Origin of the sequence: Natronococcus jeotgali DSM 18795 (assembly GCF_000337695.1) — an archaeon.
Classification (GTDB): domain Archaea; phylum Halobacteriota; class Halobacteria; order Halobacteriales; family Natrialbaceae; genus Natronococcus; species Natronococcus jeotgali.
Genome location: NZ_AOIA01000167.1, coordinates 100827 through 124778, shown reverse-complemented (window position 1 = coordinate 124778; position 23952 = coordinate 100827). Strand labels below are relative to the sequence as shown.

Genomic DNA, 23952 nt, shown 5'->3' with positions numbered 1-23952 from the left:
GTACCGTACCGCTTTGCTCTGTTATAGTCGAATCGACGGTTAGCCATCTTACCAGAACACCCGATTACCGTCTCCGTCTCCCTTTTCCTTCACCGTTGGAGATTCCTCGAGAGCTTCGATAGCCTCCTTCTCAGAGACTCCGAGATGCTCGGCGATCTCACTGGTGAAAACTACCGGTTCATACCGGGAGTTCGTCTCGTGTTTCACGAACCTTCGAGCTTCCCGAACCAGCTCATCACTCATCGTCATCATCTCCTCCACTACCGGGCTCAGGGATATCGAGGTCAGAGTCTCCCTCGATCTCATCAGAGTTCGTATAGCCAGTGAAGATCGGATCTGGATCTCGACTCTGCTGATTCGCTCGCTCGATCTCCTCATTTCTCTGCTCTCGAAGCTTGCCCATCTCCCGACGGAATATTCCCATCTCATCTACTCGAGTTGGGCCGGACTGGTACTCAACTTCGATACTCCCCCCTTCTCCCTGACCGCCAGAGCCGGGAGTTGGGATGCTGATGGATTCAGTGACGACGTTGGCCTTCTCGTCTCCCTCAGTCTCGATGGAGAGGAGATACTCCTGCTTCTCCTCAGGACTCATGACCTCGAGGGCGGAGTCAGGCAGCGGGATTGAACTACTCTGAATCTCCTCATTGAGAGCTTCCTCACTCGACATCTCGTTGATGGTGTTTTCGAGGATCTCCACTCGCTTTGCCAGTTCTTCTCCGCCGATTTCGCGCGCCTTGTCGACGAGATCTTTCGTCATACTCCGTTATTGGGAATAGGAATGAATAATCGTTCTGCGTCTTCTTGGTTCTCAGACCCTCTCCCAACCGAATTCGAGCATATTTAGAAATAGATCAGCGCTATCCTAATCCGATTTGACAAGAAGAGGATGAATCCCTCGACTCGCCAGCGATCGCCTCTCAGAATAGCGGAAAGGCCGGTAGAAATCGAATTGAACCTCACTCGGTGGGAACGGAGAATTCGGGACCTGCATATGGGAACTTGGACTCACCTGAGGGATCTGGCTCCTCGCTCATGGAGATCTGGTCTGGTTCTGTCTCGCCTTCCCTAACGAACTCTCCGTGGACTTGGAACGAATGACCCTTCATCGCTCCCTCTTCGAAAAAAGCCGTTCCACACGTCGGGCATCGCCATATATCACCCCCACTACTCATCGTCGCCTCGATGATTGAGGATGTGGTGAAGTTGCATCTCACCGACATTGGTGAAGCCCTTCCGGCATTCCAGACACCGGCTCTTAACGTGAGGCATGGTAAGAGATCTGAGATGAGAGAGGATAAACCGTCTTGCTCTCAGAAAGAGCGAGAAGCGGGCTCTAATCGATTTGTCGGTGAATAGACTGAATCCCCTTGCTCTGTCAGTGAATCCGGCTCGAATAGGCGGAGATGAGCAGATATGGAATCTCAGCTACCAATCGGTTCTGAGATCCGCTCGAGACGATTTCACTGGCGCAGGAGTCTTAATTGGGAATAGCTCGATCATATGGATATGGCGTACCCGTCAAATTACAAAGATATTGCTGCGAGAGAAGAATCGATCCAAGCGGCTCGAGAGGTCAAGGAGAACCACGGTATCACCTGGTCCGACTTCCTCGAGCAAGGCGCGAACAAATTGAAGAAAGAATCAGAGATAGACCAATGAGACGCTCGAGCATCTATACGATAGTCACGATCGGTTGTGGAGCCATGATTCCGATCGTCGCTCCTCAAATCGTCCCACAGCTCGTATTCTCCATATTGGCCGTCATCGCTATCTTTGCATGGCTCGAATCGAAGATTCAAGAACAGACTTCATTTGAGTCCTAAAGTAGTGAGAGGGGGACTATTCCTCCCACCCTTGAGTGGTTCCGTCGAGAAGCTCGTTAACGAGCTCGGCGCGCGAACCCCATGACATCGGAGGTTCTCCCTCCGACGGATTGAGATTGAATAGTCAGCAAGATAATCCTTCTGCAGAGTAGGGGAGTCAATCGCTATTAGAGGCGTTCTCTGATACCGATAGGGCTTCAGTGGGATTCTCGTCGCTTCTTTCGAGAGATGCACGGAGTAGTGACTCGAGATGGTGGTCCTCTATATGACCGAGAGCGGCTTGCTTCGAAGGCCATCGTTCCTCGCATTCACAGAGGCCACAGGTCCAAGAGCCCATCTACCTCACCTCCTCTTTTGGGATTCCGGGTCCCCAGAGTCCGTTATCATCGTCCGGATTACCAGCCCATAGCGCATGATATTCACTCTCACCGATCGCTTCAGAATCGATCTCCGCTTTCTCAGGCGATTCTTCCTCTTCTGTGGGGCCATCATCGGACTCTTCTTTGGAATCGCTTTGAACCGCATTCTCGCCGCTCTCATCGGGTTCATCATCCTCTGGCTCGACATACTCGATGATCTCAAGGTTCTCATTAAGGCTGAGCCCTTTGTGGTCGCCTCCTGCCTCTCGTACATGACTCCGCAGATCACGGGGGTCATCGATGATAGTCCGAGAGCAGTCCTCAATGGGGCATGTGAGTACTTCGACTTGGATCTCCTCGCTCGAGTCACCCTTTCTATCGCGGACTTGGCGGATCCGATCGAGATCCTGCTTTGGACTGGTGGTACTCATTTACGATCGCCTTCGTTCGATTCGGTATACTTGTTACTGTCTGGCATCTTCGTTGTCCTCGGTCATTTGTTGATCGTCAGTCGATAGCTCGGTCAAGCGCACTCAATGATGGAGGGGGTCGATCGAGTAAGGGGTTCGATAGAGTATATCTGCCCATGATACTCTGTCTCATCGGTGGAAAGATCCCCATAATAACACTAATGGAGGTTTTTCCACCGATGAGACATCTTGTCATGGAGACCATCTATAGATCTTCCGATACGGCCAATCAGATTCCTGTACTTCTTCGATTAGTCCCTCCTCATCGAATTCGTTGAGTCTGTTTTTAATCGTTTTCTCAGTAACGTCAACTTCATCGGCGAGATCACTCTTACTCGCTCCTTGATCACCGACCTCCCGGAGATAATCTGCAATCGCCCGCTTATTCGATCTATTGAACAGTTTGGGATTCACCTTACCATCAATATCGAGCCAATCTGGAATCGCAGCAGTATTCACGTAAACCGTCGCCTCCGACTCTCCACGGCCGAATCGAAGAATCGCCTGCAGGACCTGATTATGAACGAAGTGGTGGTAGAGCCGATCCCCGAAGTCTCCGTAGGTCTTCTCCATCCCCTCACCACGGCCCTCAATATGATGACCGAAGTAGGCTGCCCATTTCTTCAACGTTGCATCACCTGGATGTGGAGCGCCATGAATCACGCCGACTGGTTCGTCCTTGAAATCATTCGAGCTGAGGACATTCGCGTAGTTCATCCAGTGATTCGTGCGGTCGAGAATCCCTACATCTCGGTAGGCGTCAATGGCCTTTTTCGGAGCGATTAGCGCCGGCTTCTGTCCCTCTTTGACCTCGACGCCATACAGGATGGCCTCGTCGCGATTTGCGGTGATATGTCCACCATGATAGGCTTTCAGATGATCGTTTGCCTGCTTCACTGAGACGCCGAGGATATCGCGGATATAGCTATTCATCGCTGTATCCTGTTCGATCAACGTCTCATGATCGAAGTCTTCGCCGGTGACCAGCCCCCATTGCTCCGGGAGAGGTGTTCCGTCGAGACCGATGACCCTCTTCGCATCATCAAGATTCGGTTGGGTCAGGACGTGGATCCTCCGCTCCTCGTGGTCGATAGCCACCCGTCGATTGTTCTCTAGTTCACCGAAGGAAGTCGAAATGGTCTCTGAGGCTTCTAAATTGAACCACGGGAATCCGAATCCGTTGTCGCCTTTGAGCGATTCAAGTACGGTCCAGGTGAGGAACGGTGCGATAGCATGATATCTAGTCGTCTTATCGGCTTCGATGATGATCTCGGCATCCTCCTCGATACCATTCGCTGCGAACCACTCGTAGGCCTGCTCCTTCTCGTCTTCATCGGCTATGATGAGATCGTCCCAATCGTCGAAGGGAATATCATCAGTGACTTTCAGGAAGCGACTGAGCATCTTCGGAGCATCCTTGAACGGCTGCTCGAAGGCATCACCGGGGAACTCATCGATGATGACGACGCGATCCTCAATCACCGACGAGATATATGCATGCTTGTAGTGCCCCACGAGGACGTCATGTTCTGCTGCCTCGAAATCCTCCCAGAACTTCTGATAGGGGCAATCAGGGGTGCAGGTCAGGTCTAAGAGGTCGTGAAGCTGTCCTGCTCGGACACCGAGGCCATGCAATTCTGGAGCCTCGGGATGATAATGCGGTGATGTCGAGTCGAAGGATGGGCAGCTCCGGTGAGGACTCGGGATGATGGTCAAGGAGAGGTCGGATTCCTCACCGAGGTTCTCTGCCTGCTCGTACAGGTCCTCGCGCTTAGTCAGATAGGTGAAGGTGTCGTCTGCTTCATCGATCACTTCGAAGGTTTTCGTCGTCTTCCCACTGGCCGGCGGTGCATCGATAAGCATCGACTGGTTGGCCTGCACGGCTCGGCTGAGGAGATGCTTAGTTCGCTGCTGAATATCGTCATGGTCGGAAAGGCGAAATCGCTGCTCTACTGGGTTTTCACTCCTATCTTCGCCAGAATTCTTATCTTGCTGGATCTCTGATTTAGTCATGTCTGAGAGCCTCCCTCTTGGACATCATGTCGAGGGCCTCCATCCTTCGGCTTCATCCTCAATCGCTCGGGGGTTTCGAGTTAGGGCCTCGCCCCCATTCGCTATCATTTGCATTGTTCCTACCTACTTGTCAGGGTCTAGCTCTTCAGCGGCCTTCTGGACGAATTCATCCCACGTCAGGCCGAGCTTTGCCTTCACCACTCGAGCTTCTTTATGAGTTTCGTCCGTTGCGTAGATCTGTGGTTTTGCTGTTTCAGCCATGTCAGAATTTTATATATCCATGGCCATAATGATTATGAGACGGAAAATCCGTAATGTAGAATCTTCAAAGCTATGAATTCCGAGTTCTCCATCTGGCCCATTCGCTAATCTAAGCGCGCTATTCGCTTCTCTGATCGGCGATACCCTCGAGTCAATATTTCCCATTGCCTCACAGACAGGAATCACTCAGGACCGCCTTCTCGCTCCTCAGATTCGATTCTGGCGAGATGGAAAGGACAGGATTCGAGAATCGGGGGAGATCGGGGCTTAGATGTTCTCGAGGTAGCCTCGTCTCTGCTCGACCTTCACCTCCTCGCCCCGTTTGTCATAATGCTTATCGAGGACGTCCTGTCCTACGTTCATTCGATCGGAGACGACCTTCTCAGGGACATCTTCGGTCAGGAAGTTAGTGATCGAGCCTCGCCGGATATCGTGAGGAGAGACGTTGATCGGGCATTTGCAGTATCCTCCATATTCAGCAGCTTCGCAGTCATCGGGATCTCGGTCCTTCGGGCATTCGTTGGAGTAGTAGCATGGACGAGTGACCAGATAGACTGCATCCCGAATGCTCGAGCGATTCATCCGTCCATTTCGGCTCGTGAGAAGAGGCTCCCGGCCATAATCATCCTCAACGTCATGGCGATGATGATCCCGCCAGTCCTCGATCACTCGGCAAACCTCCGGACTAAGAGCGATCATCCGCTCCCCCTCTTTCCCGTTCTTGAGAGGAGTCTCAGATTCCGGTCGATGGCGGAGAGCCAGCCGTTCATGCTCTTCATCGTAGTCATCGAGGTCCAGAGAGTGCAGGGCACCAAGTCGAATCCCGGTATGCCATAGGATCTCTATGATGATATGAGGGCGAGAGGCGTGCTCGAATTTCCGCTGATACTCGAGCAGAGCTTCCGCCTGATCGACTTCGAGGATAGTTTCGCTCTGCTCATCGGTCTTCTCGAGCTTCGGCATGAGCGCCTCGAATTTCTCGTGAAGATCTGGCTCGACTGCATCGATCGATCCGCACCAACGGATGAAGATCCGAAGGGCGTCCAATTGTCCCTCGAGTGAGATCGGCTTCAGATCACCATCGTCTCTCCGCCAGGTCTTGTATCGCTGCAGATCCCGACCGGAGAGATCGTTCATATTGTCGATTCGCTCGACCTCTTCGCACCATCGGATGAAATGCTTGAGCCGATAGTGATAGCCGTCGAGCGTGCTTTGCGATACCTCTTGCTTCCTCGCATCGAGGTACATATTCTTCGCCTCAGCAGGCGAGATGGGTTCGAGATCGTTCTTTGTCATGGGGTTCACCGAAGCGCCCATGAGCGTCGGATCGAGCTGTCCCCGGTCCCGTGAGCGGAGCGAATGGGTCCACGGCGAGCAAAGCTCGCCGAAGGTTCAAATCCGGGAGGCGGCATTTCTCTCGCGAACAATCCATGAGCGAGAGAAATCCATCCGACCAGCTTTGAATCAGGGAGGAGCTTGCTCCGACCGTAGTTCAAATCCGGGAGGCGGTATCCAGCTTTTACACGATTTCCATTCGAAGAGCTGTCGCACTCGACTAAAGATCGAGCTGTCCCCGTTCCCGCGAGCGCAGTGAGTACGTCATTCGCGGCGACGGCGGTTCGACTCCTCGAGGTCGGGACGGCCGAATCCGACGCCGCTCGAGATCTCGTACGGCTGCAAGCCTAACACTGGTAGCCGTCGCGTCCCCTCGTCCGCGTATGTCCGACGATCAGTCGTCCGAAACCGGCGAATCGGCCATCAGCGACGAGACGCTCGAACGAACCGCGGACCGCTCGGACGCTACCGTGGACGCGATCGCCGACGCACTCGTCGTCTTGCACTCGACGCTGATCGGCCGCCACGCCGAACTCGAGCGGGAGTACGATTACGTTACCGTCGACGGAACGCGAGCGTACCGCGTGCCCGAACCCGTCTGGGACGACCTGCTCGCGGCGTTCGATTTCGACGACGAAGTCGACGCTGCGGTCGCGTCCGCCCACACCGAACAGGCGCGGCTTCTGTTTTCCGATGCCGTCGACGCCGACGAGCGCTTCGCCGCCGACGAGCGTGGCGTCGTCGTCGGCATCGACACCGCCGAGGAGTTCTGACGTGCGAACTCGCGAGGGCGCGCGGTTCGACGCTCAGCTGTGATCGACGGCGTCGGTCTCGGCGCGAGTTCCCCGAGCCCCGACTGGCCGAGTCGGCCGGCAGACCAACGCTCAACAGTTAACCGACCGGTTCGGGTACTACGTCTGTGACGCAGAACGAAAGCGATACCTTCGAGATCGGTTCGACGACCGTCCACCGACTCGGGTTCGGGGCGATGCGACTCTGCGGCGAGGAGATCATCGGCCCGCCGGAGGACGAGGACGCCGCCCGCGAACTGGTTCGGACCGCCGTCGATAGGGGGGTCGACTTCATCGACACCGCCGACTCCTACGGCCCCGGCGTGAGCGAGCGACTCATCGGCGAGACGCTCGACGATCCCGACGACGTGCTGGTCGCCTCGAAGGCGGGCCTGCTGCGCAACCGGGAGGGCGAGTGGCTCCACCACGGCGATCCCGACTACATCCGCAACCAGGTGCTGTGCTCGCTCGATCGGCTCCGAACCGACACCATCGACCTCTACCAGTACCACCGTCCCGATCCCGACACGCCCTTCGAGGACTCCGTTCAGGCGTTCGCCGAACTGAAAGACGAAGGACTCGTCGAGCAGGTCGGGCTGAGCAACGTTTCCGTCGACCAGCTCGAGACGGCCCGCGAGCACGTCGACGTCGCGACGGTCCAGAACCGGTACAACGTCGGCGACCGCTCGGAGGCCGACGTCCTCGAGGCCTGCGAGGAGTACGGGATCGGGTTCATCCCGTGGGCGCCGATCGACGGCGACGACCTCGAGAGCCACGGTGAGACCCTCGACGAGGTCGCCGAGGACCACGACGCGACCCGGCGACAGGTGGCACTGGCGTGGCTGCTCGAGCGATCCGACGTCATCCTCCCGATTCCGGGGACTTCGGATCCCGACCACCTCGAGTCGAACCTCGCCGCCTCGCAACTCTCGCTGTCCGACGACGAGGTCGCCCGGATCACCGACCTCGAGAACTGAGCCGGGGCCACGCTCTTGGTCGCTTCTCGAGATGGCTCGGCCATGGGCTACGATACCGCCTCTCGAAGCGACGTCGAGTCGATCATTTCCGAGGATGACGGCGGGATGTGGTTTCTGAAGGACGCACTCGGAACCGACGACCTCGGACTCTCGGTACTCGAGCTCGAGCCCGGCGTCGAGGGGAAAGAACACGACGAGACCGACACCGATCAGGAGGAGGTCTACTACGTCGGCGAGGGCAGCGTCGAGGTGAGCGTCGGCGAGCAGACGGTGTCGCTCGAGGGCGGCGACGCGATCCGGCTCGACCCCGAGGAGTCCCGCCAAATCCACAACCGCGGGGACGAGCGGGCGACGCTCGTGTTAGCCGGTGCGCCGCTGTAACGTCGTGAAACGGCCGCCGTTTCGGGAACGAGGTTCCGTTTTGCTTGCCGGAACGGTCGCGGTGGCGCGTGCCGAACTGCAGTGAGCCGACGGCGAACTGCAGTTCGAAACCGCGCGAGGGAGGAGTGAGTGAGCGGTCGAAGACCCGCGAACGAACGAGTCGGCTGGGGAGGGCGTGGTGATCCCGTGTGTTCGGATCGAGGGTGGGAGCGAACGATATTCGTCCCGGAAGTATGCGGCCAACAGTGGGTTTCCGCTGTTCTCGAAGGCGGACGTCAGCCTGGATCGACTCTCCGAGGACTCGTCCGGCTCTCGTTCAGTTCGTTACCAGAAGTTCGGGTGCGAGAATCGAACCACGGTCGTTTCGCTCACTGCGTTCGCTCCACTCCCTGATTCGATTCTCTCCCGGAACTTTTCGCTCCTCACGTCCGTTCGTCGCGAAAAAGTCCGGGTGCGAGAATCGAACCCGCGTCTCAGCCTCCACAAGGCTGAAGGATAACCACTACCCCAACCCGGACGCGCTTACACCTATTCCTACACGCGGTTGGCCTGAAATACGTTACGACTCGAGGACGGGTGCGTGCGACTCCATGTCGTGCATTTTCGGCCGTCGAGTCTCCGAGTATGGCTCGAGGCTCGTCTTTCGCGGTTCTCACTGCACATGCACGCGGGCTACTCCGTTCTCTGCTTCCCGTTCGCAGCCGCGGTTCTCGCTCACTTCGTTCGCTCGCGGGTCACATTCGTTCCCCGCTCGCATTCCGCCGTTCGGAATGAACGAAGTGAGTGAGAACCGCGCTCGTTCCGAACCGCGCTCGCTCCGAACCGCACAACCGAGACGCTTTTCGGCCGCCCGCCCGTACGCCCGCCAACGCGTGGCCATCACCGACAAGATCTACGTCAAGAACCACCGCCAGCTCGCCTCCCAGCTCGAGACGTCGATCCCGAAGGGGGCGTTCAAGGGGGCGACCCTGGACCTCCTCTTCCAGGGCGAGGGCCTCGAGAAACTCGACGAGGCGACCCAGGAGCGGGTGCTCGACTTCTCGAGTGACTTCCTCGACTGCAGCTGCGACAACAACCCCTACTGCGGCTGTCCCGAGCGGAAGTTCGTCAGGTACCTGCTCGAGTTGCGCGCGCAGGGGCTGGGCCCCGACGCCATCGTCGACGTGATGACCGACGACTACATGGTCTACGCCTACTCCGGGGACGTCCTCTCCTTTCTCGACAGCGGCGTCCGCACGCTCGAGGCCGCCGAGGGACTCGCCGAGGTCGAGGGAACCGACGAAACGCGCGAGGAGATTCGGCGGGCGAAGCAGGATCTCGCGAGGTAGTCAGCGCAGCTGCGAGGGATCGTCGGCGTCGTCCAGGTCGTCCAGCAGGAGGACCTCGTCCTCGTCCTCGAGGCGGTCCTGGAGCTCGGTGACGTAGGACTTGTACTCGTCTAACTGTTCGCGGAGGTGGTCGGCCTCGAGCTCGAGCCGTTCGTGTTCGCGGATGAAGCTCTTGGGCACCTCGACGGTCGGCGGAAAGGCGAGGTTTTCGTCCCCGCCGCCAGGGTCGCCGTCCTCGAGGTCGGCTTCGGGCACGACCGCGACCCGCCCGTCGTGGTCGACGAGTTGCTCGACGTAGTCCCGAAAGACCGCGGACAACGAGATGTCCCGTTCCTCGGCGATCTCCTGGAGCGCCTCGAAGGCGTCCTCGCTCACGCGAAACGAGATCGTCTTGTTCTTGTTGCCCATCGCAGTGTAGTCGTCGGCCGCGATACTTAACGATTCGTCAGACGACGGATCAGTCGGCGTCGTCGCTCCCTCGTCCGGAAGCGTCGACTGACGAGACGGCGTTGGCGTCCCGAGTGGCGTCGCTCGAGGCGTGTCGGTCGACTGGAAAAAGACTGCTCCGGTCGATCAGGCCGTCGCTTCCGCGTCCTCGACGTTCTCGAGGCTCTCGAGGGCCTGGATCACGTCGCGGCGGTAGTTCTCGACCGGCGAGTCGTACCGCTCGCGGGCCATCTGGGCGTACTCGTTGGTCGGCGCCGTCGAGCCGCTCTCCGGCGCCTCCTGTTCGTCCTGCCAGGTCTCGAACTCCTCGATTCGATCGAGAGTTCGCTCGGCGGTCTCGACGACCCAGCGGTCCCGGGTCGCCTCGTCGACGATCGAGATCGTCTCGGGGCGAACCGAGACGTTGACCGTCCCGTCCTCGGTCTCGAACGTCCTCGGTTTGCCGACGACCGAGACGTACGCCGGCGGCTCCGTGTCCCGGAGGACGGAGGCGGCCTCGGGCTGGTACTGGCCGGCGTAGACGAAAAAGGTCCCCGTCGGATCGACGACGCGGCCGCGCCAGTACTCGCTGTCCTCGCCGACGTCCTCGGTCTCGGTCAGCGTGCCGACGGCGAACACGCGGTTGGCCCGATCGCCCGTCGGCAGCAGGGCGTAGTTGGGCGCGCGCTCGTCGTCGCTTTCCTTGAACGTGTACGTCGAGTCGTTGAATTCGGAGGCGAAGACGCGACGCGCGACTTCGCGGGTGAGTTCTGCCTGAGACATTTACATCGACCTCGCTTTGATCAGCAGCTGTTCGGCGTCGGCTGGCCCGTCGAGTTCCTCGACGTCGTCGGCCAGGACGTAGCGACCGAACGTCGGGCCCTCGATACGGTAGTAGGTACCGACGACCATCTCGCGGATCTCGTCGGCGACGACGGTCGTATCCAGCGCGTCCATCGCCATGTCCTTGGCCTCCTCGAGGCTGATTCCGGTCAGGTTCTCGGTGGCGTCCTTGTCGAAGATGACCTCGTGGGCGTCGATCCCGTCGTCGACGACAGCCTTGATGCGCAGGTCGAACTCGCCTTCGACCTCGCCGTGTTCGTTACAGCGGCCGTTCTGGAGGACGCGGGTGCAGTCCTCCTTCGGGCAGCGCTTGATGAGCCCGCTGCCGCTTTGCATGTCGACGAGCGCGCCTTCGATCTCGCTGGTGTCGTCGCCGACCTCGAGCTCCTCGTCGAGCTCCTCGATGACGGTCGTCGAGTTGAGCTTGACCGAGTACCGGCCCTCGTACTCGTCGGTGACGACGTTGCGAAGCTGGTAGACGCCGCCCTCGTCGAGCGTCGGCAGGTCGGATTTGGCCCACTTGGTGAACTTGATCGTTCCAGTGGGATCGCCGAGCAGCCCGACCTGCGCGACCGAGTCGCTGCGGGGCTCCCACAGCTCGATGACCTTGGCCGTGAGGTCGATCCACTGCTCCGGTTCGTCGACGTCCTCGATCTCGGCCGCCTCGCTCGAGCCGCCCGCGAGGTCCTCGCGCTCTAAGCCGGCCTCCTCGAGGTAGTGGTTGGTGACGCTCCGGCGCGCCTCGTCGATCGGCACCTTGTACTCGTCGACGAGCGTCGTCAGCCGATCCTCGACGTCGTCGACCGAGACGTCGATGTGGTCCGAAAACTGGTCGTGTATGTCGTCCGCGTGCTGTCGTACGTCGCTCATTGTGTCACGCCTCCTCTTCGTTTCACTGGGAGGCATACCGACGTTCGCTCCCGATCGTATTTAAACTGCCGGCACCGGAGCGAAAGTGTTCCCGTCTGGCGATTACGGCCGGCGGACCTCGAGCTCGAGAGCGTTCGGCAACACGGCGTTTGCGGCGTACCCGCCCTCGTTCCAGGGGAACTCGTCGTCCTCGAGGGCGTCGCGCCACGCGTCCGGGTTGGAGATGCGCATCGGCTGGCGCCGTCCCCGCTGGTCGGTCGCGCGGGAGGCCAGCACGTACTCGCCGGGCGTCGCTGTCCAGTCGTACCGGAACAGCCGCCACGCGCCCGCGTAGTCGGGGCCGAACAGCTCCGCCTCCGACCAGCTGTCGCCGCCGTCGGTCGACACCTCGACGCTCGCGACGTCGTCGTCGCCGGCCCACGCGACGCCCGTGATTTCGACGGTGCCGTCTTCGGGGACGGTGACGGGCGACTCGCCGTCGGGCTCACCGATGACCGACATCACCGTCTGGTCGAACGTGTAGGGGTGGTCGGGCTCGCCGCCCTCGAGCTGGTCCCACGTGTCGACGCTCTCGACGGTTTCGTTGACCGCCGGCTCGACGCCTTCCGGGTGAATCCGGTAGGCCTCCTGCTGCCAGTAGGCGTGGACGCCCGGCCGATCCAGCGAGTCTTCGGTAACCATCCCGTCCATCACGCGGAGCTCCTCGAGCCACTTGACGCTGTTGACGCCGTACCAGCCGGGGACGATCAGCCGAACCGGGAAGCCGTGTTCGCGGGGGAGCACCTCCCCGTTCATCTCGTAGGCCAGGACGCAGTCGTCGATCGCCTTCGAGAGCGGGATCGAGCGCGCAAAGACGTCCTCGCCGTCCGCGGGATCGCCGCCGACGGCCGTGAGCCACGCGTCGTCGGGGACGTCCTCGAGTTCCCCGCGCAGCACGGAACTCACCGGCGTCCCGGTCCAGACGGCCGTTCCGGCGGCCTCGTATCCCCACTGGACGCTGCCGGTTTCGGGACGGTGCTGACCGCGGCCGTTGCCCGCACACTCCATCGTGTGCGCGACCGCGACCGTCGGGAACTCCGCTCTGAGCTGCGCGACCGAGTACGTATTCTCGAGATACCCGGTTAGCGAGATCGCCCACTCGCCGTTCTCGTCGACCGTCGGAATGTCGTTGCGGTGACAGACGAAGTGCTCCTCGATCGGCGTCAGCCAGTTCGCGTACGTATCCCTGTCGGCTGCCCCGACGACGGTGTACTTGTCGGCGTCGTCGCGTGCCTCCTCGACGCCGCCCTTTCGCTCGAGGATCGCCTCGATCTCGTCGTGTCGGTTCGCTCGAGGTTGCTCCGTGCCCATAGACCCCATGGAACACGGATCGAAAAAACGATTTCCCCCGATCGGCTGCGGCGCGATCCGTCGAGACACATCCGTCCATCGAACCGCGGGCGGATTGCTGGCTCCCCGCAACCCTTCAGTCGGAGGCCCCTCGTCGGACTCGATGACGACTACTTCACTCGACGACAGGGTCGCACTCGTAACCGGCGCGTCGTCCGGAATCGGCGCGGCGACGGCCCGCGAACTCGCCGACGCGGGCGCGTCGGTCGCGTTGGCCGCCCGTCGCGAGGACCGCCTCGAGTCGCTGGCCGACGAGATCGAGACCGCCGGCGGGGAGGCCCTCGTCGTTCCGACCGACGTCACCGAGGAGCCCCAGGTACGGGAGATGATCGATACCACCGTCGCGGAGCTGGGCGGACTCGACGTGCTCGTCAACAACGCGGGCGTCATGCTGCTCGAGCCGGTGGCGACGGCGGATCCCGACGATTGGCAGCAGATGCTCGACCTGAACGTCCAGGCCGTGATGGTCGCCTCCCAGGCGGCCCTCGCGGTCATGCGGGAGCAGGGGGCCGGCGACATCGTCAACCTCTCGTCGGTCGCCGGCCGGAAGGCCTACGCGGGCTCGAGCGGTTACAACGCCTCGAAGTTCGGCGTTACGGCCTTTTCCGAGGCGCTCCGCGAGGAGGTCGCCGACTCGGATATCCGCGTCACCACCGTCGAACCCGGCGTCGTCGACACCGAGCTTCCGGAGCACATCCCCGACGAGGAACAGAAGGAGATGATCGACGAGATGCTCGAGGGCGTGACGCCGCTGGAACCCGAGGACGTGGCGCGGTCGATCCGCTTCGCGGTCGGCCAGCCGACCCGCGTCGACATTAACGAGTTGCTGATCCGGCCGACTCGCCAGGAGCTGTAGCCCCGGCCCGGCGACGAGACTATGTGTCCGCCCTCCGAACGGAACCACGATGTCGGATCGGCGTCGACTCGAGCGGTTCCTTCGGACGAAGCTCCGAGAGGCGGGCGAACAGTACGCGGAGCTTCGCGGATCGACCGACGGCCAGCTCGGTGAGGCCCGCGAGGCCTACCGGTCGGCGCGAAACGCCCGCGGGCTGCCCACCGACGAGCGGGGCCGCGCCAAGATCGTCTGTCGGCGGTACGCCGAACGGCGGGCGGCCCTGCTCGACGACGAGTATCGCCCGGCCTGTTACGAGGCCGATCACCCCGACTGCGAGGGCTGCGTCGAGGACGTTCGCGAGGGACGGATCGAGACCTGGCAGTAGTCGACAGGGCGGTCGATCAGTTCCCGCTCGAGTCCTCGCGGTCGACCGTCTCGTCGGCCCCGTCTTCCCGCGTGACGACTTCTTCGACGATCGATCGTTCGCCGTCCTCGTAGACGTACGTCGTCCCCTCCTCCTCGTCGACGGTTCGTCGGTGGCTGCCGTCACAGAACGGAAACGACTCCGAGAGCCCGCACCGACAGACCGCGACGTCGCCTTTCTCGTCGTCGACGTCGGACGGCTCGAGCTTCCGTGGACCGTTCGCTTCGAGTTCGACAAGTCGCGTCATCGGTCTCGATGCGGACTCGAGCGACGAAAGCGTTCCGTCGTTTCCGCCGATCGTAACCGTTTCCGGAGCGACGTTCAGGATTCCCCTGCAGTCTCCTGCGGTGGCTATTCCGGAGTACGTGCTCTCGTCCGATCCCAGCTCGGGTGGGGCGACGCCGACGAGGAGGCCGACCCGATCGACGAGAGCAACGTCGAGGCGGGTACCGATCGCGAGATCCGACTGAAGCGCCTCTGACGCTGCGGCTCGGGCCCGCCGTTGGCCCCTGCGCGACGTCGTCTCGACGGCGGGTCGCGACGGGACTTGCGCGTGCCACCGCGGTACACTTCCAGCGAACGAGCGATTGTTCGTCCATGCCACTGCGGGTACCGACGGAAGACGTTCTCGCGGAGCTGGGGGAGGAACTATTTTTGGACCTCACCGACGAGGAACTCGAGTTCTTCGTCGAGATGGCCGAGCGGAAAGTCGAGTCCTACGAGACGGTCATGTCCTACGATCCCGAGCCCCGTCTCGGCGGTACCGAGGACCGGACGCGAAACGCCGGCCGGCGCGTCACGAGCGAGGAGGACCCGCACAACGCCTGGGTGACCCAGTGTTTCGTCGCGGGCGACGACGGCGGTCCGCTCGAGGGTTGGGAGGTCGGAATCAAGGACAACGTCTCGGTCGCGGGCGTGGAGATGACCTGCGGCTCCACCGTCGTCGAGGGCTACGTCCCGAACCGCGACGCGACCGTCACGACCCGGCTGCTGGAAGCCGGCGCCGATATCGTCGGCAAAACCAACATGGACGACATGGCGATGACCTCGACGGGCCACAGCGCGTTCGGTCCCGTCCTGAACCCCCACGACGATGACTACCTCGCGGGTGGCTCGAGCGGCGGGAGCGCGGTCGCGGTCGCGAGAGGCGAGGTCGACGTCGCGATCGGCTCCGACCAGGGCGGCAGCGTCCGCGTCCCCGCGGCGTTCTGCGGGATCGTCGGTCACAAGCCCACCTACGGCCTCGTGCCCTACACGGGCTGTATCGGTATCGAGCACGCGATCGACCACCCCGGGCCGATGGGATCCGACGTCGAGAGCGTCGCCCGCACCCTCACGGCGATCGCGGGGAGCAACGAGCGGGATCTGCGAAGTCACAGTCCGGTTCCCGTCGAACAGTATGCAGAGCGACTGGACGGCGATGTCTCCGACCTCTCGATCGGCGTCCTCGAGGAGGGGTTCGACCGCGAGGGGGCCGACGAGGACGTCCTCGAGACCGTCCGGGACTCGATCGATCGCCTCGAGGCGCTGGGCGCGACCGTCGAGGAGGTTTCAGTCCCGATGCACCTCGACGCGAAGGACGTTCACGACGTCTGTACCTCGGAGGGGCTGCTCGACGCGATCTCCGGCGAGGCGCTCGGCCACGGCTGGAAGGCGTGGTACGACCGCTCGTGGGTCGAGTCCTTCGGCAAGTTCCGGCGCGCACAGAGCGACGACTTCCCGCCGCGGCTCAAGCTGCTGTTACTCCTGGGCTCGTACACCAACACCGAGTACCACTCGCGGTACTATGCCCGCGCGATGAACCTCGTCGTCGAACTCACCGAGCGATACGACGCCGTCCTCGAGGAGTACGACCTGCTGGTGATGCCGACGGCGGTGACGAAACCTCCGGAACGCGAGCCCGAACGGGACCAGTACGACCGTCTGCGGGAGACCGACATCGTCCACAACGCGACGCCGTTCAACCGAACCGGCCACCCCGGCGTCAGCGTCCCCGCCGGCGAGGTCGACGGGCTCCCGGTCGGACTGATGCTCGTCGGCTCCCGGTTCGACGACGCCACGGCGTTGAACGCGGCCCGCGCGCTCGAGGAGGCCTGAGACGGCACCGACAACAGTTATCCGACTGTCCGTCGAACCGTCCGTCGCAATGAAACCCGCGACGGAGGAACTCGATCTGGAGCACGAACTCGTACAGCTACTCGTCCGCGAGGCGGTCCGGGCCGCCATGGCGACGCCGCTGCGGGAGCCGATCCTCGAGGGCACCGAGGGCGCCCTCGAGGCACCGATCGCGGAATCGGACGCCGTCCTCGAGGGCGAAACGGGCGGCGAGGAGTCGACCGAAACCGAGCCCGAGACGTCCGGAACGGGCGCCCTCGCGAGGACGGCGCGGAGTCTGACGGTCCTGCTCGTTCTGGTCGCCGCCCTCTACGTCGCGTTCCGACGGTTCGCCGGCGAGAAGTGAGTTCGGAGCGGTCTCCCGCAGTCGGCCCGCTCGGAGGCGGTACCCGCCGAAACGATCTCGTGTTCGACGCGCTCACACCACGAACGTAAGGAGAAGGGCGCCGACGACCACGAACCCGAGCCAGAGGGCGAACACGATCGCCGCGTGTTTTCCGGTCAGCGCTTCCCCGTCGAGGAGTTCGTTCGTTTCCATCGATCGGGACTGGGGCCTCGTCGGTACTGAACTGCTACCCGATTCCCAGCTCGCGGGAACCGGCGATACCCATACTTCGATCGGCCCGCGCTCCCGGATCACCGAACGACCGTCACCGGAACCCGCGCGCGGCGAACGACCTGTTCCGCCACGCTTCCCAGCAGGACCCGGGAGACGCCGGACCGTCCGTGGCTCCCGAGCACGATCTGATCGACGTCGTGCTCGTTCGCGAACTCGACGATCCCGCGGGGCGGGGAGCCGACCATCGTCGCGGTCTCGAGCCCCCCCTCGTGATCCGCCGCGAGCTCCTGAGCCGTCTCGAACAGCGACTCCGCCTTCTCCTCCTCGAGCTCGACCGCTCGCGGAAAGTTGTACGGCGCCTCGGTCTGGTACGCGGAGACCGACGGGTTCACGACGTGCAACACCGTCATCTCGGCCTCCGGAAACGTCTCGAGGGCGTGCTCGAGGGCCGCCAGCGCCGGCTCGGAGTCGTCGAGGGGAACGAGGACGTTCATAGTAGCGAATTCGACCCCTCGGCACATATACGAGGGTGCCGGTTCTCGAGCGCTGGGAGGAGACTCGAGCGTTCGGGTTGAGGGGTGTCGCTCGCGGTCGACCGTGATCGGAGCTGCTGCTCTCGAGTTCGAAAAACGGGGAGAGCTTAGGCCGGGATTGTCTGTTGATTTTGTGAGAGCCGTACCAAGACCACTGACAGTCCGAGTAGCGATAGCTGACAGAATAGAGGACACCGATGGGCGATTATTGTACTGCACATGTATGGGTGCTACAGACTCCAGCTCGACTGTCGAACTGCTCGAGATTTGCGGCGTGAGGCTGCCGAATTCGAGGGTTTGAGATGGCTCGTTTAAGAGATTGTATTACTTTCTGTCTTCCCTTGCGAGATAGATCTCACTGCTCCATCTGACTGTCGAGTGGCGTAGAATCCGCTTTGATCGACGCGTAGACCCGTTCAGCCCACTCGCGGGCCATGGGCGAGTCCGTATCGACGAACACCTGCATCAGCCCTGTGTCATCGTCGTATCCTCCGAGCCCGACACGTTCGTCGAAAATTGCGAGTCCGTAGGGGAGTTTCTCGCGGGTTCGGAGGGTCAACTGGCCGCGATCGATCGCCTCGGTCACACGGAGCGGATACGTTTCACATAGTTTCTCGGCGATGTGTGGCGTGTAAATCAGTTCGGCCTCGGTACCGTCGAACACTCGCTGATAGAACTCACTGATCATCAGTGGCGCCAGATGTGTCGTATTGAATCCCCGGAACGTCTCCGATTCGCTAACGAGCGAGATGAATCGCTCGGCGGGCCGGTCCGGAACGGTTGGTTCAGCGACCGTCACGGTTGAATCGATCAGCGGTTCGATAGCGAACTCCGCATGATGCGGACAGATCGTGTCCAACAGCGGCCCCATCCGGTGGACGGTGCTTACGTTCGCCTCGAACCGGAGTACTTCGTCAGTAACTGCCTCGCCACGGCCCGTCAACTGGAGTCGACTATCAACCTTCTCGACGAACCCCTGTTCGTCGAGCCACTTCGTCAAGCGGTGGCTCGTCGCCCGCGAGACGTCGAGGTGTTCTTCGATTTCGCGGCGATCCAGTGGCTTCGCTCGGAGCGCTTCGAGAACCGGACCATGCCGGACGATGTCGCCGAGATGGTCCGGGTCGGCGCGGGTACCTGCCGCGTTGAGACGCTTGCCGAGATATTGCTGGTTCCGCGCGTTTTGCATGACGGCCTCCACGATCGGCGATGCCGGTGGATTGAACGCGAGTCTGTCATTTTCAGGTGAGTCCATGTCATCCACTATCTTGACATAGGTTGTCACAGGTAGTAGTTCTATCCCGTACACGACGCGAAACCCCCTCTCACGTGCTGAAACGCGGTTCAATCCGTGAAACAGAATCCCCGTGAATGAGGCCAATATGGCTGCTGCCCACAGTCCAGATATGGCACTACCGACTACCGCTGACGAATCGGTTGACGAAGACAAATTGGACGAACTGGTCGGAATGGCCGTCAACGAACTCGGGGCGGCCTATTACGCACCGCTAATCGTCATCGGCGACAGGCTCGGCCTCTACGAAGCGCTGGCCGACAGCGGGCCGCTCACGCCCGACGAGTTAGCCAAACTGACCGACACAGTGGTACCATACGTCAACGAGTGGCTTGCTGCGGGAGCGGCTGGCGGTTACGTCACCTACGATGCCGAGACGGGTCGCTATCGCCTCACACCCGAACAGGCGGCGCTGCTGGCCGACGAAGACAGCCCCGCCTTCCTCGCTGGCGGGTTCCAAGGGTTACTGGGGTATCAGCGGAGCCTCTCGGAGATCGAAGCCGACTTCCGAACCGGCGAGGGCGTGGGCTGGCATGAGCAAGACGAAGACGTGTGCCACGGCACTGAGCGCTTCTACCGGCCCGGGTACGAGACGTATCTGGTAGACGAGTGGATCCCCGCACTTGACGGAATAGACGCGAGACTCAGGGAGGGCGCGCGCGTGGCCGACGTGGGCTGTGGTCACGGTGCGTCGACGATCACCGTGGCTGAGGCCTACCCCGATTCGGAGTTCGTCGCCATCGATTACCACGATCACTCGATCGTAGTGGCCCGCGAGAGAGCCGAAAAAGCTGGCATCGCAGACCGTATTAGCTTCGAGGTAGCGACCGCGAAGGAGTTCAACGGGGCCGACTACGATCTCGTGATGATGTTCGACGCGTATCACGACATGGGTGATCCGGTCGGCGTGGCGTCACACGTCCGAGAGACGCTTGCCGACGACGGGACGTGGATGTTGGTCGAGCCATTCGCCACTGATCGGGTCGAGGACAACCTGAATCCGATCGGCAGGGCATTCTACTGCGCCTCGACGCTGGCCTGTGTCCCGAACTCGCTTGACCAGGGTGGTGACCCCGTTTTGGGAGCACAGGCTGGCGAAGCGCGTCTCCGGGAGGTGATCACTGCGGGCGGATTCACGAGCGTCCGCCGGGCGACCGAGACACCGTTCAACCTCGTGCTCGAAGCGAAACCGTGACGACACGCTTTTGCCCGCTGGACGCGGGTCTCGGTGGCACTTACTCCCCTATTCGACTTTCGAACGAATTGCCCGTTCAGGCGTCAGGCGGCCAAAATTGGCCATCTCAACGTAGTCGTTCTGATGAGCGTTCACGCGAAAATGGCTCGTGAGGTCCGAACTGATCTCGCCGATCGCGCACCCCGACCGTCCCTCGCCGACCGTCCGACCCTCACTTCGTCTTAGTTGTCCGGAACGCGACCGACGCCTCGGTGAAGTTCGTGGATCGACACCCGTCCACTTCCCAACTCCGAGGCTTTGTCCCTCAGCCGCTGGATGAGGGGCTCACTCAGATGGCCATACACGTCGATGGATTCGCGCTCAATGAACTCGCCAATCGAGGGAAATTTCGGGCCTGGAACCTCCATGTGGAACTCCAACGAGTCCTGATCGGCGTGCATATGCATCACGGTCATCCGGTCGCCGCGGGCGCTGAAGTAGACGTCGTACGCCAGTATATCCGGCTCGTTGGCCTCGACGAAGTCCACTAACTCCGCCATCGCCGGTTTGAGTTCTTCCAACTTCCCGTCGCGCACTACGGATCGGTCGATATACACGATGGAGTCAGACATCTCGCCCCCTGTTCTTGGCGCTGCAACGGCGTTGTACTGCTTCCGTGTTGATCGCTACTGTGGTTACCATAGGTCCCTCTAGTCGTTGCGCCCAGCACGACAGAATCTCCTTCAGTACCGAGTCATCGAAGCCGGCGCCAATGGCTGGTTACGACGCGTGTCGTGTTAGTTGTTACTGCGGGACAGCGGTTTGTATAATTTCGGTGGAAACCAACAATATTGCTGCAGAAGTTACGGCGGACCGGCGGGTAGTCTACCGTTCGGACTCCAAAGTAGTATCAGTCGAAGCTATGCCCGTAGTTAGTGGGTGCGTGGTGACCCATCTTCTCGATCCTTTCTGAACGAATTGACCGACGTGTGGACGACCGCAGCACTGACCAGAACTGCAGTTACGAAGATGAGAACTACACTCGCCGTCTCAAGCGTCTCAATCCCGTATACCGCACTCACCTGCTTACTTGCGGTGGCAACACTCCCAGCGAGCAGCATACCAGCGAAGTATCCCTTGATGTCGGATTCGTTTACGAGACGCGTCGCACTTGCACCGATTCGAGCACCGAGAGCGCTCCCGACGAGCAACGCGGCGACAACAGGGATATTGACGGCGTTCGACTGGGCGTAGACGAACGTTCCGAACGCACCCGTAATCGAAATCTGGAAGATGCTGGTTCCAGCGGCGATTGCAGTGGGAATGCCGAACCCGTAGACCATGACGGGGAGCAGAAGGAATCCTCCACCGACACCGAGGCATCCGCAGAGGATGCCGATACTCGACCCAACAACAAGGATAACCCACACCGAGACGGTCGCACCACCAGGTAGCGACACCAGTGGGGGGAGCGCGATGGACTGAACTTCCGTAGCGACTCGGCCCGTTCCCACTTCGGTACCGTCAGTACGCGCATCTCGGAAGACAACGAGTCCGACAACTCCGAGAAGGCCAACGTACACCGCGCTGATGACGAAGTCAGCGCCGCCGAGATCCGCAAGCAGGAACACGATCCGGGTGCCGACCTCGATGCCGAACGTCATTCCGAGAATCATCACCGCCGCCAGCGTGTAGCTGACCTGGCCGTGATCGCGGTGTCTGAGCGCACCGATAACACTGGTCCCGAAGACGAACGCGAGTCCGCTTCCGACAGCTACCGGAGCCGGGTATCCGATCACCAACAGCATTGGCGTCACGAGGAACGAGCCTCCCATCCCGAAGAACCCAAAGAGGATGCCGATGAGCAGGCCGAATCCGACGAAGAGACCGATCATTGGGATACCGAGGCCAAAAGGTTCCACGGTCAGGTACTCACGAGTATTTTACGAGCAACCGGGTTAGCAACCCACGCCAGTACCCCGTATCCGACGTATAGCACGAGTGCTTCAGCCAGCACGTAACCAACCGTGGTAACAGCCTGCCCGGACTCACCGAGGATGGGAGCGACCGAGAGGAGGCTCAGAGATACCACCGTTAGACTGATTAATACGACCCAGCTTGCTGATAACCGGCACCCGGTGGCTGGAGATTCCGCATCCCAATCAGTCATGGCACGCCCCTCCGTCGGCCTCAGCGCTTCCGGACGGCGCGATGTTCTGGTTGAGGCTGAACAGGTTCGTCGGGTCGTACTCGTCTTTCAGGACGACTAACCGCTCGTATGTCGGTCCGAACGTGGCCCGCATCATGTCGTCGCCCTCTTCGAGGAACCCCGGGAAGTTCAGGTACACAGAACCATCCGAGAACTGGCGCATGTCGTCGAGACAGTCACGCACCCACTCGACGTTCGCATTGTCGTCCTTCGGGCGCTCCCAGTTCGCTTCGACGCCGAGCAGGAAGGGGGCATGCCGCCCCGCGAACGCACTGTTCTCGACGTCAACCTGGGCGACCGCACCACCCATCTGCCAGATATCGACTGTCGAGAGCGGGGAGGGTGCCACATCGGACCAGTAGGCGATACGGTCGATGGCGGACTCGGATAGGTCATCGAGGTACAGCGATTTCCAGTAGTAGCGCATCCCATCGGGATAGTCCTCGTCGAAGAGTTGCTGGAACTCCACGTACGGCATCGGTCCGCTGAAGTCCGCGATCGGCTCGTCGATCTTCCGCAGCAGTGCGAGCGCACGTTCGCCTTTTTCGACTGGCCCCGCGTAACAGCCCACGATTCCGATCTTCAGGTCGTTCACCGCGTCCGTGGGGAAGAGTTCCTCCTCGGGCATCACGCCCGACATGGTAAGCGTGCTGATTTCGTCAGGTGCTGACGCGACGTACTTGCGGTACGCGCGCAGACACTCGGCCATCCGATCACCCGGATAGAATACCACGCAAGTCGCCACCTCGGGTCCGACCGGGTGGAGGTCGAACTCGAAGCCGGTGACGATCCCGAAGTTCCCGCCGCCACCGCGAAGGCCCCAGAAGAGGTCCGCGTGTTCGTCTTCGCTGGCAGTCAGGAAGTCACCGTCTGCCGTAACCAGATCTACGGAGGCGAGGTTGTCGCAGGTTAGACCGTACTTGCAGCGGAGGTGACCGATGCCACCCCCAAGCGTCAGTCCCGCGACGCCCGTCTCCGAGACGACCCCGCCGGGCGTTGCGAGACCAAAGCTCTGTGTCTCGTGATCGACGTCGGCCCACGTGGCACCCGCCTGAACCCACGCTGTCCGATCGCCAGGATCTACCCACACACCCCGCATCTCGGAGAGGTCGATGACGAGCCCGTCGTCGCAGACGGCGGTCCCGGCGACGTTGTGGCCTCCACCGCGAACCGCCACCAGCAGGTCGTTATCGCGCGCGAAATTCACCGCGCTGATGACGTCGCCGACGCCCCGACACCGGGCAATTAGCCCCGGACGCTTGTCGATCATCCCGTTCCACACCGCACGCGCGTCGTCATAGACAGCGTTCTCAGAACGGCTGCGCCGTTCTGATGGGCCCGAAAGCGCTCCGCTCTTTCGAACGTCGCCAGGACGAACTAGATCGCCGTGGAATCCGGCTTCGAACTGTTCAACCTGTTCGGCGGAGATGGCGTGTTGTGCCATACAGAAGTAGACGACAGCACGGATGTTGGCCTCACCCATCGAGTAGCATTCGGCATCGAGAGTGCCGTTTCAGGTGGTGAGACGAATTTCGGACCGGGT

Annotated in this window: 26 protein-coding genes and 1 tRNA gene; 9 read left to right on the top strand and 18 right to left on the bottom strand. The window is 61.2% G+C overall.

The window, feature by feature from the left end; translation table 11 throughout:
• Positions 1–48: 48 nt before the first annotated feature.
• The 6 genes from C492_RS21860 to C492_RS21840 all read right to left on the bottom strand — a co-directional run bounded on the left by C492_RS21860 (position 49) and on the right by C492_RS21840 (position 6225).
• The gene (locus C492_RS21860; RefSeq protein ID WP_239643470.1) at positions 49–243 is read right to left on the bottom strand and encodes a hypothetical protein; all 195 of its coding nucleotides are present in this window, start codon (positions 241–243) and stop codon (positions 49–51) included.
• A complete protein-coding gene (locus C492_RS21855; protein ID WP_008427646.1) occupies positions 236–760 on the bottom strand; it encodes a hypothetical protein in 525 nt (174 codons plus the stop codon). The genes C492_RS21860 and C492_RS21855 overlap by 8 nt, the downstream gene beginning before the upstream one ends.
• Positions 761–2163: 1403 nt before the next feature.
• Positions 2164–2616, bottom strand: coding sequence for a hypothetical protein (locus C492_RS24020; RefSeq protein WP_152424970.1), 453 nt, complete (start codon positions 2614–2616; stop codon positions 2164–2166).
• Between the two features lie 231 nt (positions 2617–2847).
• Positions 2848–4668 (bottom strand): winged helix-turn-helix domain-containing protein, encoded by a 1821-nt coding sequence (locus C492_RS21845; protein ID WP_049893237.1) that lies wholly within the window; start codon positions 4666–4668, stop codon positions 2848–2850.
• Positions 4669–4791: 123 nt separating this feature from the next.
• Positions 4792–4929, bottom strand: a complete 138-nt coding sequence (locus tag C492_RS24320) for a hypothetical protein (RefSeq protein ID WP_160167013.1) — start codon at positions 4927–4929, stop codon at positions 4792–4794.
• Between the two features lie 267 nt (positions 4930–5196).
• The gene (locus C492_RS21840) at positions 5197–6225 is read right to left on the bottom strand and encodes a tyrosine-type recombinase/integrase (protein ID WP_049893247.1); all 1029 of its coding nucleotides are present in this window, start codon (positions 6223–6225) and stop codon (positions 5197–5199) included.
• A gap of 422 nt (positions 6226–6647) precedes the next feature.
• Between C492_RS21840 and C492_RS21835 the strand changes: the two genes are divergently transcribed.
• The 3 genes from C492_RS21835 to C492_RS21825 all read left to right on the top strand — a co-directional run bounded on the left by C492_RS21835 (position 6648) and on the right by C492_RS21825 (position 8413).
• Positions 6648–7037: a hypothetical protein gene (locus tag C492_RS21835; RefSeq protein ID WP_008427639.1), complete on the top strand. Its 390-nt coding sequence runs from the start codon at positions 6648–6650 to the stop codon at positions 7035–7037.
• Positions 7038–7183: 146 nt separating this feature from the next.
• Positions 7184–8032, top strand: coding sequence for an aldo/keto reductase (locus C492_RS21830; protein ID WP_008427637.1), 849 nt, complete (start codon positions 7184–7186; stop codon positions 8030–8032).
• 42 nt (positions 8033–8074) lie between these two features.
• Positions 8075–8413 carry a cupin domain-containing protein gene (locus tag C492_RS21825; protein ID WP_008427635.1) on the top strand — a complete coding sequence of 113 codons (339 nt, stop codon included), beginning with the start codon at positions 8075–8077 and terminating at the stop codon, positions 8411–8413.
• Positions 8414–8858: 445 nt separating this feature from the next.
• Here the strand turns inward: C492_RS21825 and C492_RS21820 are convergent.
• Positions 8859–8930, bottom strand: a tRNA-His gene (locus C492_RS21820).
• A 355-nt stretch (positions 8931–9285) separates the two neighbouring features.
• Here C492_RS21820 and C492_RS21815 point away from each other — a divergent pair.
• Positions 9286–9741: a DUF5814 domain-containing protein gene (locus tag C492_RS21815; RefSeq protein ID WP_008427633.1), complete on the top strand. Its 456-nt coding sequence runs from the start codon at positions 9286–9288 to the stop codon at positions 9739–9741.
• Here C492_RS21815 and C492_RS21810 read toward each other — a convergent pair whose 3' ends face one another.
• The 4 genes from C492_RS21810 to C492_RS21795 all read right to left on the bottom strand — a co-directional run bounded on the left by C492_RS21810 (position 9742) and on the right by C492_RS21795 (position 13230).
• Entirely contained in the window at positions 9742–10149 is a 408-nt protein-coding gene (locus C492_RS21810) for a ribbon-helix-helix protein, CopG family (RefSeq protein ID WP_008427631.1), read from the bottom strand.
• A 165-nt stretch (positions 10150–10314) separates the two neighbouring features.
• On the bottom strand, positions 10315–10950 hold the full coding sequence (locus tag C492_RS21805; RefSeq protein ID WP_008427630.1) for an RPA family protein: 636 nt from the start codon (positions 10948–10950) through the stop codon (positions 10315–10317).
• On the bottom strand, positions 10951–11880 hold the full coding sequence (locus tag C492_RS21800) for a nucleic acid-binding protein (RefSeq protein WP_008427628.1): 930 nt from the start codon (positions 11878–11880) through the stop codon (positions 10951–10953).
• Positions 11881–11982: 102 nt separating this feature from the next.
• Entirely contained in the window at positions 11983–13230 is a 1248-nt protein-coding gene (locus C492_RS21795) for a sulfite oxidase (RefSeq protein ID WP_008427627.1), read from the bottom strand.
• A 142-nt stretch (positions 13231–13372) separates the two neighbouring features.
• Here C492_RS21795 and C492_RS21790 point away from each other — a divergent pair, with 142 nt between their 5' ends.
• Together C492_RS21790 and C492_RS21785 are read left to right on the top strand one after the other, a co-directional pair.
• Positions 13373–14125 (top strand): SDR family oxidoreductase, encoded by a 753-nt coding sequence (locus tag C492_RS21790; protein WP_008427625.1) that lies wholly within the window; start codon positions 13373–13375, stop codon positions 14123–14125.
• 49 nt (positions 14126–14174) lie between these two features.
• The gene (locus C492_RS21785; protein WP_008427623.1) at positions 14175–14489 is read left to right on the top strand and encodes a DUF7091 family protein; all 315 of its coding nucleotides are present in this window, start codon (positions 14175–14177) and stop codon (positions 14487–14489) included.
• 16 nt (positions 14490–14505) lie between these two features.
• Here the strand turns inward: C492_RS21785 and C492_RS21780 are convergent, their stop codons facing one another.
• Positions 14506–14775 (bottom strand): CDGSH iron-sulfur domain-containing protein, encoded by a 270-nt coding sequence (locus C492_RS21780; protein WP_049893246.1) that lies wholly within the window; start codon positions 14773–14775, stop codon positions 14506–14508.
• A gap of 350 nt (positions 14776–15125) precedes the next feature.
• Here C492_RS21780 and C492_RS21775 point away from each other — a divergent pair, with 350 nt between their 5' ends.
• A complete protein-coding gene (locus tag C492_RS21775; protein ID WP_008427620.1) occupies positions 15126–16625 on the top strand; it encodes an amidase in 1500 nt (499 codons plus the stop codon).
• Positions 16626–16674: 49 nt separating this feature from the next.
• Complete coding sequence (locus C492_RS21770; protein ID WP_008427619.1) at positions 16675–16989, top strand: hypothetical protein; 315 nt, start codon at positions 16675–16677, stop codon at positions 16987–16989.
• Between the two features lie 290 nt (positions 16990–17279).
• Here C492_RS21770 and C492_RS21765 read toward each other — a convergent pair whose 3' ends face one another.
• Positions 17280–17696 (bottom strand): universal stress protein, encoded by a 417-nt coding sequence (locus C492_RS21765; protein WP_008427617.1) that lies wholly within the window; start codon positions 17694–17696, stop codon positions 17280–17282.
• Positions 17697–18090: 394 nt separating this feature from the next.
• On the bottom strand, positions 18091–18987 hold the full coding sequence (locus C492_RS21760; RefSeq protein WP_049893245.1) for a helix-turn-helix transcriptional regulator: 897 nt from the start codon (positions 18985–18987) through the stop codon (positions 18091–18093).
• 151 nt (positions 18988–19138) lie between these two features.
• On the opposite strand from C492_RS21760, the gene C492_RS21755 reads away from it, so the two are divergent.
• On the top strand, positions 19139–20221 hold the full coding sequence (locus C492_RS21755; protein ID WP_008427613.1) for a class I SAM-dependent methyltransferase: 1083 nt from the start codon (positions 19139–19141) through the stop codon (positions 20219–20221).
• 221 nt (positions 20222–20442) lie between these two features.
• Here C492_RS21755 and C492_RS21750 read toward each other — a convergent pair whose 3' ends face one another.
• The 4 genes from C492_RS21750 to C492_RS21740 all read right to left on the bottom strand — a co-directional run bounded on the left by C492_RS21750 (position 20443) and on the right by C492_RS21740 (position 23853).
• Positions 20443–20832, bottom strand: a complete 390-nt coding sequence (locus C492_RS21750; protein ID WP_008427611.1) for a hypothetical protein — start codon at positions 20830–20832, stop codon at positions 20443–20445.
• A gap of 300 nt (positions 20833–21132) precedes the next feature.
• Positions 21133–22095, bottom strand: a complete 963-nt coding sequence (locus C492_RS21745; RefSeq protein WP_008427609.1) for a sulfite exporter TauE/SafE family protein — start codon at positions 22093–22095, stop codon at positions 21133–21135.
• Positions 22096–22124: 29 nt separating this feature from the next.
• Positions 22125–22370 (bottom strand): DUF7512 family protein, encoded by a 246-nt coding sequence (locus C492_RS26110; RefSeq protein ID WP_083898887.1) that lies wholly within the window; start codon positions 22368–22370, stop codon positions 22125–22127.
• Entirely contained in the window at positions 22363–23853 is a 1491-nt protein-coding gene (locus tag C492_RS21740) for an FAD-binding oxidoreductase (protein ID WP_049893244.1), read from the bottom strand. Before C492_RS21740 ends, C492_RS26110 begins: the two co-directional genes overlap by 8 nt.
• Positions 23854–23952 lie beyond the last annotated feature (99 nt).

What these genes read in the sequence shown, in the direction of transcription:
- C492_RS21860 (WP_239643470.1), bottom strand. Translation starts at nt 243, where the DNA reads ATGAGTGATGAGCTGGTTCGGGAAGCTCGAAGGTTCGTGAAACACGAG.
- C492_RS21855 (WP_008427646.1), bottom strand. Translation starts at nt 760, where the DNA reads ATGACGAAAGATCTCGTCGACAAGGCGCGCGAAATCGGCGGAGAAGAA.
- C492_RS24020 (WP_152424970.1), bottom strand. Translation starts at nt 2,616, where the DNA reads ATGAGTACCACCAGTCCAAAGCAGGATCTCGATCGGATCCGCCAAGTC.
- C492_RS21845 (WP_049893237.1), bottom strand. Translation starts at nt 4,668, where the DNA reads ATGACTAAATCAGAGATCCAGCAAGATAAGAATTCTGGCGAAGATAGG.
- C492_RS24320 (WP_160167013.1), bottom strand. Translation starts at nt 4,929, where the DNA reads ATGGCTGAAACAGCAAAACCACAGATCTACGCAACGGACGAAACTCAT.
- C492_RS21840 (WP_049893247.1), bottom strand. Translation starts at nt 6,225, where the DNA reads ATGACAAAGAACGATCTCGAACCCATCTCGCCTGCTGAGGCGAAGAAT.
- C492_RS21835 (WP_008427639.1), top strand. Translation starts at nt 6,648, where the DNA reads ATGTCCGACGATCAGTCGTCCGAAACCGGCGAATCGGCCATCAGCGAC.
- C492_RS21825 (WP_008427635.1), top strand. Translation starts at nt 8,075, where the DNA reads ATGGGCTACGATACCGCCTCTCGAAGCGACGTCGAGTCGATCATTTCC.
- C492_RS21810 (WP_008427631.1), bottom strand. Translation starts at nt 10,149, where the DNA reads ATGGGCAACAAGAACAAGACGATCTCGTTTCGCGTGAGCGAGGACGCC.
- C492_RS21805 (WP_008427630.1), bottom strand. Translation starts at nt 10,950, where the DNA reads ATGTCTCAGGCAGAACTCACCCGCGAAGTCGCGCGTCGCGTCTTCGCC.
- C492_RS21800 (WP_008427628.1), bottom strand. Translation starts at nt 11,880, where the DNA reads ATGAGCGACGTACGACAGCACGCGGACGACATACACGACCAGTTTTCG.
- C492_RS21795 (WP_008427627.1), bottom strand. Translation starts at nt 13,230, where the DNA reads ATGGGCACGGAGCAACCTCGAGCGAACCGACACGACGAGATCGAGGCG.
- C492_RS21790 (WP_008427625.1), top strand. Translation starts at nt 13,373, where the DNA reads ATGACGACTACTTCACTCGACGACAGGGTCGCACTCGTAACCGGCGCG.
- C492_RS21785 (WP_008427623.1), top strand. Translation starts at nt 14,175, where the DNA reads ATGTCGGATCGGCGTCGACTCGAGCGGTTCCTTCGGACGAAGCTCCGA.
- C492_RS21780 (WP_049893246.1), bottom strand. Translation starts at nt 14,775, where the DNA reads ATGACGCGACTTGTCGAACTCGAAGCGAACGGTCCACGGAAGCTCGAG.
- C492_RS21775 (WP_008427620.1), top strand. Translation starts at nt 15,126, where the DNA reads ATGCCACTGCGGGTACCGACGGAAGACGTTCTCGCGGAGCTGGGGGAG.
- C492_RS21770 (WP_008427619.1), top strand. Translation starts at nt 16,675, where the DNA reads ATGAAACCCGCGACGGAGGAACTCGATCTGGAGCACGAACTCGTACAG.
- C492_RS21765 (WP_008427617.1), bottom strand. Translation starts at nt 17,696, where the DNA reads ATGAACGTCCTCGTTCCCCTCGACGACTCCGAGCCGGCGCTGGCGGCC.
- C492_RS21760 (WP_049893245.1), bottom strand. Translation starts at nt 18,987, where the DNA reads ATGGACTCACCTGAAAATGACAGACTCGCGTTCAATCCACCGGCATCG.
- C492_RS21755 (WP_008427613.1), top strand. Translation starts at nt 19,139, where the DNA reads ATGGCACTACCGACTACCGCTGACGAATCGGTTGACGAAGACAAATTG.
- C492_RS21750 (WP_008427611.1), bottom strand. Translation starts at nt 20,832, where the DNA reads ATGTCTGACTCCATCGTGTATATCGACCGATCCGTAGTGCGCGACGGG.
- C492_RS21745 (WP_008427609.1), bottom strand. Translation starts at nt 22,095, where the DNA reads ATGATCGGTCTCTTCGTCGGATTCGGCCTGCTCATCGGCATCCTCTTT.
- C492_RS26110 (WP_083898887.1), bottom strand. Translation starts at nt 22,370, where the DNA reads ATGACTGATTGGGATGCGGAATCTCCAGCCACCGGGTGCCGGTTATCA.
- C492_RS21740 (WP_049893244.1), bottom strand. Translation starts at nt 23,853, where the DNA reads ATGGCACAACACGCCATCTCCGCCGAACAGGTTGAACAGTTCGAAGCC.